Annotated in this window: 8 protein-coding genes; 6 read left to right on the forward strand and 2 right to left on the reverse strand. The window is 65.0% G+C overall.

The window, feature by feature from the left end; all coding sequences use genetic code 11:
* Positions 1-13: 13 nt before the first annotated feature.
* Positions 14-1,957, reverse strand: coding sequence for a PrkA family serine protein kinase (locus QOU61_RS31160; RefSeq protein WP_289655023.1), 1,944 nt, complete (start codon positions 1,955-1,957; stop codon positions 14-16).
* Between the two features lie 1,042 nt (positions 1,958-2,999).
* Here QOU61_RS31160 and QOU61_RS31165 point away from each other — a divergent pair.
* The 6 genes from QOU61_RS31165 to QOU61_RS31190 are packed head-to-tail and all read left to right on the forward strand — an operon-like array spanning position 3,000 to position 10,473.
* Positions 3,000-5,846, forward strand: coding sequence for a bifunctional transaldolase/phosoglucose isomerase (locus QOU61_RS31165; RefSeq protein WP_289655024.1), 2,847 nt, complete (start codon positions 3,000-3,002; stop codon positions 5,844-5,846).
* An 11-nt stretch (positions 5,847-5,857) separates the two neighbouring features.
* Entirely contained in the window at positions 5,858-6,841 is a 984-nt protein-coding gene (gene gnd / locus QOU61_RS31170) for a phosphogluconate dehydrogenase (NAD(+)-dependent, decarboxylating) (RefSeq protein ID WP_289655025.1), read from the forward strand.
* 30 nt (positions 6,842-6,871) lie between these two features.
* On the forward strand, positions 6,872-8,380 hold the full coding sequence (zwf, locus tag QOU61_RS31175) for a glucose-6-phosphate dehydrogenase (protein ID WP_289655026.1): 1,509 nt from the start codon (positions 6,872-6,874) through the stop codon (positions 8,378-8,380).
* Between the two features lie 2 nt (positions 8,381-8,382).
* Positions 8,383-9,126: a 6-phosphogluconolactonase gene (gene pgl, locus QOU61_RS31180; protein ID WP_289655027.1), complete on the forward strand. Its 744-nt coding sequence runs from the start codon at positions 8,383-8,385 to the stop codon at positions 9,124-9,126.
* Positions 9,127-9,160: 34 nt separating this feature from the next.
* Positions 9,161-9,667 (forward strand): gluconokinase, encoded by a 507-nt coding sequence (locus QOU61_RS31185; RefSeq protein ID WP_289661942.1) that lies wholly within the window; start codon positions 9,161-9,163, stop codon positions 9,665-9,667.
* Positions 9,664-10,473: a Cof-type HAD-IIB family hydrolase gene (locus QOU61_RS31190; RefSeq protein ID WP_289655028.1), complete on the forward strand. Its 810-nt coding sequence runs from the start codon at positions 9,664-9,666 to the stop codon at positions 10,471-10,473. Before QOU61_RS31185 ends, QOU61_RS31190 begins: the two co-directional genes overlap by 4 nt.
* Positions 10,474-10,524: 51 nt before the next feature.
* On the opposite strand, the gene QOU61_RS31195 is transcribed toward QOU61_RS31190, so the two are convergent.
* Positions 10,525-11,517: a L,D-transpeptidase family protein gene (locus QOU61_RS31195; RefSeq protein WP_289655029.1), complete on the reverse strand. Its 993-nt coding sequence runs from the start codon at positions 11,515-11,517 to the stop codon at positions 10,525-10,527.
* Positions 11,518-11,648 lie beyond the last annotated feature (131 nt).

Consider the following 11,648-nt stretch of genomic DNA (forward strand, 5'->3'; position numbering starts at 1 on the left):
TTGCTCATCCGCCTCAGCCGGCTTGTTTCACACGCATATACCACTCGACGAGCCGCCGGACTTGCCGCTCGGTGTAGCCACGCGCCACCATCCGCGCGACGAACTCGCCGTGCTTCTTCTCGGTGTCGGTGTCCTTCTTCGAGCCGAAGGAGATCACCGGAAGCAGATCCTCGACCTGCGAGAATATACGCTTCTCGATCACCTCGCGAATCTTCTCGTAGGAGGTCCAGTTCGGATTCTTGCCGCCATTCTGCGCCCGCGAACGCAGCGAGAACTTGACCACCTCGTTGCGGAAATCCTTCGGGTTGGCGATGCCGGCCGGCTTCTCGATCTTGGTCAGCTCCTGGTTCAAGAGCTCGCGATCCATCAGCTGGCCGGTGTCGGGGTCCTTGAAGTCCTGATCCTCGATCCAGGCGTCGGCATAGTCGACGTAGCGGTCGAACAGGTTCTGGCCGTAATCGGCATAGGATTCCAGATAGGCCTTCTGGATCTCGTGGCCGATGAACTCGGCGTAGCGCGGCGCCAGCTCGGCCTTGATGAATTCGAGGTAGCGCTTCTCGATCTCCTCGGAAAGCTGCTCGCGCCGGATCGACTGCTCCAGCGTGTACATCAAATGCACAGCGTCGGCCGCGACCTCCGAGGTGTCGTGGTTGAAGGTCGCGGCCAGCACCTTGAACGCGAAGCGCGTCGAGGCGCCGTCCATGCCTTCGTCGACGCCGGCGGCGTCCTTGTATTCCTGGACGCTGCGCGCCTTCGGATCGGATTCCTTCAGGGTTTCGCCGTCATACACCCGCATCTTGGCGAACACGGTCGAATTCTCGTGCTTGCGCAGCCGCGACATCACCGAGAAGCGGGCCATCGTCTCCAGCGTCGCCGGCGCGCAAGGCGCGGAGGCAAGCTCGGAGCCCTGGATCAGCTTCTCGTAGATCTTCTGCTCCTCGGTGACGCGCAGCACGTACGGCACCTTGATGACGCAGATGCGGTCGATGAAGGCCTCGTTGTTCTTGTTGGCCTTGAAGCTCTGCCACTCGGCCTCGTTCGAGTGCGCCAGGATGATGCCGGTGAACGGGATCGCGCCGATATTCTCGGTGCCGATGTAGTTGCCTTCCTGCGTCGCCGTCAAAAGCGGATGCAGCATCTTGATCGGCGCCTTGAACATCTCGACGAATTCGAGAATGCCCTGGTTGGCGCGGTTCAGCCCGCCCGAATAGCTGTAGGCGTCGGGGTCGTTCTGGGCGTAGGTCTCGAGCTTGCGGATGTCGACCTTGCCGACCAGCGAGGAGATATCCTGGTTGTTCTCGTCGCCGGGCTCGGTCTTGGCGACCGCGATCTGGCGCAGCCGCGACGGCTGGAGCTTGGCGACGCGGAATTGCGAGATGTCGCCGCCGAACGCTTCCAGCCGCTTGTAGCACCACGGGCTCATCAGCCCGGTGAGGCGGCGCCGCGGAATGCCGTACTTCTCCTCGATCATCGGCCCGAGCGTCTCGGGATCGAACAGGCTGAGCGGCGACTCGAACACCGGGCTCAACTCGTCGCCGGCCTTCAGCACGTAGATCGGGTGCACTTCCATCAGCGACTTCAGCCGCTCGGCGAGCGACGATTTGCCGCCGCCGACCGGGCCGAGCAGGTAGAGGATCTGCTTGCGCTCTTCCAGCCCCTGCGCGGCGTGGCGGAAGAAGCCGACGATGCGCTCGATGGTTTCCTCCATGCCGTAGAAGCCGGAGAACGCTGGATAGGTGCGCACCGTTCGGTTCAAAAAGATACGGCCAAGGCGGGGGTCCTTGGCCGTGTCGATCATCTGGGGCTCGCCAATGGCAGCTAGGAGTCGTTCGGCCGCATTCGCATATCGCATCGGATCACTTCGACACGACTCCAGATATTCAGCCATCGACATATCGCTCTGGCTTCGCGCCTCGAAGGATCGAGCGAAAGCGTTGAACAGAGAATCGTTGTACATGATCCCTCTCCGCATATGTTCGGCCGCATTACTGAAACGAGTCCGGCAGTCGAAGCGTTCCGTGAATTCCGATCCCGAAGTTCCTTTTATTCTTCCGCTCTTCTTCTTCGATTTCGAAGTAGTGCTTCCTATTCCGATGTCGAATCAGCATCAGCACAATGGGTCAATTGGACACTCGGTCGAGTTTGTTGCGCAACGCACCACGCAGGCACTCACTGAGTTACGAACAGGCAATTGCCCAGTTTTTATGCGAAAGGCTCCCTGCCTGCTCCGATTATTAGACAATGTAGCGATGCCGCCACATCCGGACAGCTACGGGAACCTTCCAGTTCCGCTAGAATTGTAAATCCGTTACTTCGCGGCAGAAGCTGTGCGGTCTTTCCCGAACGCACTCTTCGATCGATGCCGGCACCATGATCAACAGATGAGATGAACGGGACCACAACACCATTGTCCCGAGATATCGCGCGATCACACGCCGGTATAATCAAACTAGGCAGCAAGTCGTAGCCGCAACCGCCCGGGACGGAGCAGGCCGCGCAATCACAGCTCGCATAGCCGTGATGCCGGGAGGGCAAGCCGCGCGTCGCGATGCCGCATCGCGCGTGAGCGACGCCATGGCCGGCTACGCGCGCGACGCTCATGTCCGGGATCGCGGTGACAGCGATAGCGACGCGGCCGCGTCGCGCACGCGCCTGCTTGGAACGCGTCTCGGCGTTACGCATGTCAGGCCCCCTCGTCGCGCTTGCGCGACCCCTGCTCCAGGCCATCCTGCCAATCCAATGTGGAATCTACGTGATTCGTCGCCATTCCGAGATGCCTAGTTTTGGTGTCAATCGGTCTTATTTTCGGACCCACAGGCTTGTTAGCCTATGCAAAATCCGGTCCGGACGGCGGCAGGATCGAACCTTCGCCATATGCGTTACCGCTCTGGGGCCGCATGTGTTTCTGCTGCCGGCCGTCTCGACCCCGATGGTTGACAAATCCGCGTCCCGCCGGATGCTGGAACCCGCCGACGCCCGCTTGAAGAGAAACAGGCATCATGAATCCCGTCAAAGCACTCGAAAACCACGGCCAATCCGTCTGGCTGGACTTCCTCGCCCGCGGCTTCGTCGCCAACGGCGACCTGCAGCACCTGATCGACAGCGACGGGGTCAAAGGGGTGACATCCAACCCCTCGATCTTCGAGAAGGCGATCGCGAGCTCAGACGAGTATGACAGCGCGATCGGCAAGGCGCTCAAGGGCGGCGACCGCCCGGTGGCGGCCCTGTTCGAGCAGCTCGCGGTTGCGGACATCCAGCATGCGGCGGACGTGCTGCGGCCGGTCTACGACCGCCTCCACGGCAAGGACGGCTTCGTCAGCCTCGAAGTCTCGCCCTACCTCGCCACGGACACCAAGGGCACGATCGCGGAGGCAAGACACCTCTGGAAGGCGGTCAGGCGCAAGAACCTGATGATCAAGGTGCCGGCCACACCCGAGGGCCTGCCGGCGATCGAGCAGCTGATCGGCGAAGGCATCAGCGTCAACATCACGCTTTTGTTCTCGCAGAAGGTCTACCTGCAGGTCGCGGAAGCCTACCTGGCCGGCCTGGAAAAATATGTCGCAGGCGGCGGCGACCCCTCCCACGTCGCGAGCGTGGCGAGCTTCTTCGTCAGCCGCATCGATACCGCTGCCGACAAGCAGCTCGACGACAAGATCGCCAAGGCCAATGACCCGAGCGAAAAGGAGCGTCTCGCCGCGCTCAAGGGCAAGGTCGCGATCGCCAACGCCAAGCTGGCCTATCAGGACTACAAGCGCCTGATCGCCGGGCCGCGCTGGGAGAAGCTGGCGGCCAGCGGCGCCAGGCCGCAGCGGCTGCTGTGGGCCTCGACCGGCACCAAGAACAAGGACTACAGCGACGTTCTCTATGTCGAGGAGCTGATCGGCCCCGACACCGTCAACACCATTCCGCCGGCGACGCTCGACGCCTTCCGCGATCACGGCAAGGTGCGCGACAGCCTGGAGGAGGACATCGACGGCGCCCGCCACGTGCTCGACGAGCTGGCGCGCTCCGGCATCTCGCTCGACGCCATCACCGCCGAACTGGTCAAGGACGGCGTCAAGCTGTTCGCCGACGCCGCGGACAAGCTCTACGGCGCGGTGGCGCACAAGCGGGCGACCGTGCTCGGCGCCGCGATCGACCGGCAACAGCTCGGGCTCGGCGCCACCATCGAAAAGGCGGTCGAGAGGAGCGAGGAGGAATGGCGCGCGGCCGCCAAGGTCCGAAGGCTCTGGCACAAGGACAAGACGGTCTGGACCGGCGACGACGAGAACAAGTGGCTCGGCTGGCTCGACAGTCCGGCCAAGGCCGACATCGCCGACTACGAGGATTTCGCCAGCCGCGTGAAGGGCCAGAATTTCTCCGATGCCGTGGTGCTCGGCATGGGCGGATCGAGCCTTGGGCCCGAGGTGCTGGCCGAGACGTTCCCGAAGCAGGCCGGCTTCCCCAAACTGCATGTGCTCGACTCCACCGATCCGGCCCAGGTGCGGGCGATGGAGAAAGCCGTCAATCTCGCCAGGACGCTGTTCATCGTCTCGTCGAAGTCGGGCGGCACCACCGAGCCGAACGTGATGAAGGATTACTTCTTCGATCGCGTGGCCAGGACCATCGGCAAGGACAAGGCCGGCCACCGCTTCATCGCGGTCACCGATCCCGGCTCCTCGCTGGAGAAGGTCGCGGGCACGCAGGGCTTTGCCCGCGTCTTCCACGGCGACCCCTCGATCGGCGGCCGCTACTCGGTGCTTTCCCCGTTCGGCCTGGTGCCGGCGGCAGCCGCCGGCATCGACGTGCGCACGCTGATCAGCCATGCCCTTGCCATGGTGCGTTCCTGCGGCGCCGATGTGCCGCCGCAGGAAAATCCGGGCGTGCAGCTCGGGCTTGCGCTTGGCGCGGCCGGCCTCGAGGGCCGCGACAAGGTGACGATCCTGTCCTCGCCGAAAGTCGCCGATTTCGGCGCCTGGGCCGAGCAGCTCATCGCAGAATCGACCGGCAAGGAAGGCAAGGGCCTGATCCCGGTCGACGGCGAGCCTTTGGGCGACCCTGCCGTTTACGGCAACGACCGCTTCTTCATCGACCTCAGGACCGAAGGGGAGCACGACGAGGCCCATGAGGAAAGGCTCGCAGCACTCGAGGCCGCCGGCCATCCCGTGGTGCGCATCGTGATGAAATCGATCGATCATCTCGGGCAGGAATTCTTCCGCTTCGAGATGGCGACGGCGGTCGCAGGCAGCGTGCTTGGCCTCAACCCGTTCAACCAGCCCGACGTCGAGGCCGCCAAGGTCAAGACGCGCGAACTGACGGCGGCGTTCGAGAAGACCGGCGCGCTGCCCGAGGAGACGCCCGTCGTGACCTCGGCGGAAGCCGATCTCTACACCGACGAGCACAACGCGGCCGAGCTGCGCCGGGCCGGCGCCAACGGCGACCTCGGCTCCTGGCTGAAGGCCCATCTCGGCCGCTCCGGCGCGTCGGACTATGTGGCGCTGCTCGCCTATATCGACCGCAGCAAGGAGCATATCGAGGCGCTGCAGGACATCCGGCTGAAGGTCCGCGACAGCCGGCATGTCGCGACCTGCGCCGAGTTCGGCCCGCGCTTCCTGCATTCGACCGGCCAGGCCTACAAGGGCGGGCCCGACTCGGGCGTGTTCCTGCAGATCACCGCCGACAACGCCAAGGATCTGCCCGTGCCCGGCCACAAGGCGAGCTTCGGCGTGATCGAGGCGGCGCAGGCGCGCGGCGATTTCGACGTGCTGACCGAGCGCGGCCGGCGCGCGCTGCGCGTGCATCTGAAGGGCGACCTCAGGGCAGCACTGAAGACGCTGGATGCCGCGATCACCGAAGCGCTGAACTAGAGGAGGCCGCGATGCAGCTCGGCATGATCGGCCTCGGGCGGATGGGCGGCAACATCGTCCGCCGGCTCTTGCGCGCGGGCCACTCGGCGGTGGTCTACGACAAGGACGAGAAGGCGGTTGCCAGCCTTGCCGCTGACGGCGCGGCCGGCACCACGGCGCTGGAAGACTTCGTCGCCAAACTCGAAAGGCCGCGCACCGTCTGGGTAATGCTGCCCGCCGGCCGCATCACCGAAACCACCATCGAGGCGCTGGCAAAGCTGATGGGCGAAGGTGACGTCATCATCGACGGCGGCAACACCTTCTGGCAGGACGACGTTCGCCGCGGCAGGGCGCTCAAGCCCCGCGGCATCCACTATCTCGACGTCGGCACGTCCGGCGGCGTCTGGGGCATCGAGCGCGGCTATTGCATGATGATCGGCGGCGAAAAAGCCGTGGTCGACCGCCTCGATCCGATCTTCAAGGCGCTGGCGCCCGGGGTCGGCGATATCGAGCGCACGCCGCATCGCGAGGGCCGCGATCCCAGGATCGAACAGGGCTATATCCATGCCGGCCCGGTCGGCGCCGGGCATTTCGTCAAGATGGTGCATAACGGCATCGAATACGGCCTGATGCAGGCCTATGCGGAAGGGTTCGACATCCTGAAGAACGCCGCGATCGAGGCGCTGCCGCCAGAGCACCGCTTCAACTTCGACATTGCCGATATCGCGGAGGTGTGGCGGCGCGGCAGCGTGATCCCGTCCTGGCTGCTCGATCTCACGGCGTCCGCGCTGGCGCAAAGTCCAGCGCTCGACAACTACTCCGGCTTCGTCGAGGACTCCGGCGAGGGCCGCTGGACCATCAACGCGGCGATCGACGAGGCGGTGCCCGCCGAGGTTCTCACCGCCGCGCTGTTCGCGCGTTTCCGATCCCGCAAGGACCACACCTTCGCGGAAAAGATCCTGTCCGCGATGCGCGCGGGCTTCGGCGGTCACAAGGAACCGCCCAGGAAAGCTTAACCGAGGCAAGCGCAACAGGACGCGAGAAGCATGACGAACGGTCAAAAGCAAAAGAAGCCCGATCCCTGCTCCTTCGTCATCTTCGGCGTGACCGGCGACCTGACGCACCGGCTGATCATTCCCGCGCTCTACAATCTCGCGGCATCGGATCTTTTGCCGGACAAGTTCTGCGTCGTCGGCGTGGCGCGCAAGCGCATGACCAATGACGAACTGACCGACAGCCTCTTGAAGGGCCTGAAGCAATTTGCGACCCGGCGCGTCGACGATGCGATCGCCAGACGACTGCTCGAATGCGTCACCGCCATCGAGGCCGACCCCAGCGATCCCGCCTCGTTCGACGCGATGCGCGAGCGGCTCGACAAGCTCGAGGCCAAGCGCGAAACCGGCGGCAACAGGCTGTTCTATCTCGCCACCCCGCCGAGCGGCTTCCTGCCGATCAGCCAGCAACTCGCCCGCACCGGCATGTTCACGGAGAACGGCGCCTGGCGACGGCTCGTGATCGAGAAGCCGTTCGGCACCGACCTGAAATCAGCCAAGGCGCTGAATGCGGCGCTTCTGAAGCTGGTCGACGAGCACCAGATCTACCGGATCGATCATTATCTCGGCAAGGAAACGGTGCAGAACATCCTGGTGCTGCGCTTCGCCAACGGCATGTTCGAGCCGATCTGGAACCGCTATCACATCGACCATGTTCAGATCACCGTCGACGAGAAGCTTGGCGTCGGCCATCGCGGCAGCTTCTACGATTCGACCGGCGCGCTGCGCGACATGGTGCCGAACCACCTGTTCCAGCTGCTGTCGCTGGTCGCGATGGAGCCGCCGGCGCGTTTCGACGCCCACGCGGTGCGTACCGAGAAGGGGGAAGTGCTGTCGGCGATCCAGATCCAGAGCGAAGAGGAAGCGCTGAGGAATTCCGTCCGCGGCCAATACGTCACCGGCCGGATCGGCGACGTCGAGATCGAGGACTACCGCAAGACGCCCGAGGTCAGGCTGGACAGCACCACCGAGACCTATGCCGCGCTGAGGCTTGTCATCGACAACTGGCGCTGGGCCGGCGTGCCGTTCTACCTGCGCACCGGCAAGGCGCTCGGCGTCAAGCGCACCGAGATCGCCATCAAGTTCAAGCAGGCGCCGTTTGCGATGTTCCGCGACATGGCGGTGGATCAGCTCTCGCAGAACTATCTGGTGATCTCGACCGAGCCGGCCGAAGGCATCGATCTGCAGTTCAACACCAAGGTGCCGGGGCCGGCGATCGACATCGAGGGCGTCGAGATGAAGTTCCGCTACAAGGATTACTTCAAGGCCGAGCCCTCCACCGGCTACGAGACGCTGATCTATGACTGCATGATCGGTGACAACATCCTGTTCCAGCGCGCCGACAGCGTCGAAGCCGGCTGGCAGGCGGTGCAGCCGTTCCTCGATGCCTGGAAGAAGGCCGGCGCCAGGGGGCTGAAGACCTACCGCGCCGGCAGCGAGGGCCCGGAGGAAGCCGAGGCGCTGCTCACCCGCGACGGCCGCAGCTGGCGCAAGCTCGCCTGAGCATGGGATTTTTCGACCAGCGCACGCTGATCACGGTCGCCGATCCCGAAGCACTCGCGGCCGCCGCCGCCGAACGCCTGCTGGCGCGGATCGCGGCCAACAGCGGCCGCATCGCGATCTGCCTCACCGGCGGATCGAGCCCGAAGAAGCTCTATGCGCTGCTGGCGAGCGATGCCTATCGCGGCCGGATTCCCTGGCAGCGCACGCATTGGTTCATCGGCGACGAGCGCTTCGTGCCGCCCGATGATCCCTTGCACAACATGGGCATGGCGCGCGCGCTGTTCCTGGATCGCCTGGCGCCGGCGGCCAACATCCACCCCATTCCGACCGATGCGGCGAGCCCGGATGACGCCGCCGGACGCTATCAGCGCCTGCTGCAATCCTTCTACGGCGCGGATGCGCTGTCGCCGGCGCGCCCGCTGTTCGACCTGGTGCTGATGGGCGCCGGACCCGACGGCCATACCGCGTCGATCTTCCCGGGCTATCCGGCCGAGCGGGAGAGCGCGCGCTGGGTCGTCGGCGTGCCCGAGGCGAATGTCGCCCCGCTGGTGCCGCGGGTGACGCTGACCTTTCCGGCGCTGGCCTCCTGCCGCGAAATGCTGTTCGAGGCCGCAGGCTCCGACAAGCGGGCGATCTTGACGCGCCTGTTCGACGGCGAGAACCTGCCGGCTTCCCGCGCGCGCTCGGTCGACCAGACGGTCTGGCTGGTCGATCAGGCGGCGCTTCCGGAGAATTTTCGTGGCTGACCAACCCGAGCAAATTGCCTGCGCGCTCGTCGTCATGGGGGTGTCGGGCTCGGGCAAGAGCACGGTCGCGGAGGCGCTGGCGATGCGGCTCGGCTGGCGCTACGAGGACGGCGACAAGTTTCACCCGCCGGGCAACATCGCCAAGATGCACGCGGGTCAGCCCCTCACGGATGAAGACCGCTGGCCCTGGCTCAAGGCGATCGCCGACGAGATCGACCGCGCCTGCATCGCCCGCGAGCGCGCCGTGATCGCCTGCTCGGCCTTGAAGCGCGCCTATCGCGAGATCCTGGTGCATGGCCGCGAGGACGTGGGCATCATTTTTCTCAGAGGCCCGCAAGCGCTGATCGCCGAACGCCTGTCGCACCGCAAGGACCATTTCATGCCGCCGGGCCTTCTCGACAGCCAATTCAGGACGCTGGAGCCGCCGGCGCCATCCGAACACGCCATAACGGTCTCGATCGACGCCCCGGTCGAGGCGATCGTCGCTGATATCGTGCTGCAGCTCGGCATCGGCGGGGCCGAACACGGGAAATCCTCATGAGCCGCATTGCACTTGTCGTGTCCGACGTCGACGGCACGCTTCTGACCAGGGACAAGACCCTGACCGAACCGGCCACGGCCGCGGTGCGGCGCCTGCACGCCGCCGGCATCGGCTTCACCATCGTATCGAGCCGGCCGACCATCGGCATGCAGTTCCTGGTCGCGCCGCTCGCGATCACCCTGCCGATCGGCGCTTTCAACGGCAGCTCGATCGTCGGTCCCGACATGCGCCCGATCGAGCAGCACCTGATCCCGCCGGAGGTGGCACGACGCAGCATCGACGTCCTGATCGACTTCGATGTCGACGTCTGGCTGTTCACCAATGAAAGCTGGCTGACACGCAACCCCGACGGCGAATATGTCGCGCATGAGAAGCGCGCGATCCGGCACGATCCGGTCATCGTCGCCGACTTCGCCCCGTATCTCGGCAGCGCCTGCAAGATCGTCGGCGCAAGCTCCGACCCCGACCTGCTCAGGCATTGCGAGGCGGCGATGCAGCAGGCGGTCGGCAGCGAGGCGACCGCGGTGCGCTCGCAGAGCTACTATCTCGACGTCACCCCGCCGGGCCATGACAAAGGCACCTTCGTGCAGGCGATGGCGGCCCGGCTCGGCATTCCGACCGACGCGGTCGCGACCATCGGCGACATGCAGAACGACCTTCCGATGTTTCGCAACAGCGGTTTCTCGGTCGCGATGGGCAACGCCACCGACGACGTCAAGAAGCTGGCCTCCCGCGTCACGACTTCAAACGAGCAGGACGGCTTCGCCAAGGCGATCGACATCATCCTGCAGGCACAATCCGTCTAGCCGGGCATGCCGGGCCGGCTGCCACAGCCTGACTTCCGTTGCGGCCCGCTCTCAGCTCCTGCCGTCCGCGACCTTGCCCTCGACGAAGTCGACCGGTGTCCCCTTCCTGACGCCTGCGGCGAGCAGGGCCACGTCCCAATTGGTGAGCCGGACGCAGCCATGGGATTCGGACTTGCTGATCTTGGACGGCGTCGGCGTGCCGTGAATGCCATAACCCTCCGCTGACAGGCCGATCCAGTACAACCCCACCGGATTGTTCGGTCCGGGGTTGATGGTGAACGCGCTTTTCGACCGGACGCCCTTGAACCGGTACGCGGGATTGTAGCGATAGGTGGGGTTCGCATCGATCGAGACGACCTTGAGCGAGCCGGTCGGGGTCGGCTTTTCCTCGCTGCCGACGGTCGCCGGAAAATACGCGAGCAGTGCGCCGTCACGATCGAGCGCCTTGACCGTCTGCCGCGCCTTGTCGACCTCGATGCGGGCGATCGCGAGCTTCGGCCGCTGGACCGCGACGTTGGCGACGCTGATGACTTCGCCGGCGCGATCGAACCTGCTGCGCGGATTGAGCGCGGCGAGCAGCGCCTCGCTCATATGGAATTTCTCGGCGATCGCCTCGCGCGGGCTGGTATAGGCGAGCACCTTGATGCCTTTCATATCGTCCATGCGCGCCGGCAGCTTCTTCAGGAAGGGGCCCTTCACGTCGCCCTCGGCGACCGTGTACTGGACGATGACCGGATCCTGGCTGGCGCCGGCGAGCCTGTCCCAGAGCTCCTGCGTCAGGGATTTCTGAAACGTCAAACCGTTGGCCTCGGCGAAGGCCGTCAGCGCCTTCTGCGTGTTCTCGGCGAGCTTGCCATCGATCTCGCCCGGCGAGAACCGGGCGCGGTCGAGCAGCACCTGGACCTTGACCACGCCGGCGTCGATTCCGTTCGAGGTCCTTGCGTGGAATTCGGCGCTGTTGATCGACGCGGGGTCGAGCGAGGCCGCAAAGGCGGCACAGACCATCAGGCCCAGCAAGGCGGCCGCAGTGAACAGGCGGACCATTCGATCACCTCCAACCTCTAGCCGACAATGACTGGAAAGGTCATAAGTTCCTGGCGCGCGCGCCGGCCGGCACTGCAGAGCGCGGCGCCCCGCCTTCCCCCGAAGCTCGTTCGCAACGCACAGATCGGGCC

This window comes from Bradyrhizobium sp. NP1 (genome assembly GCF_030378205.1).
Lineage (GTDB): Bacteria > Pseudomonadota > Alphaproteobacteria > Rhizobiales > Xanthobacteraceae > Bradyrhizobium.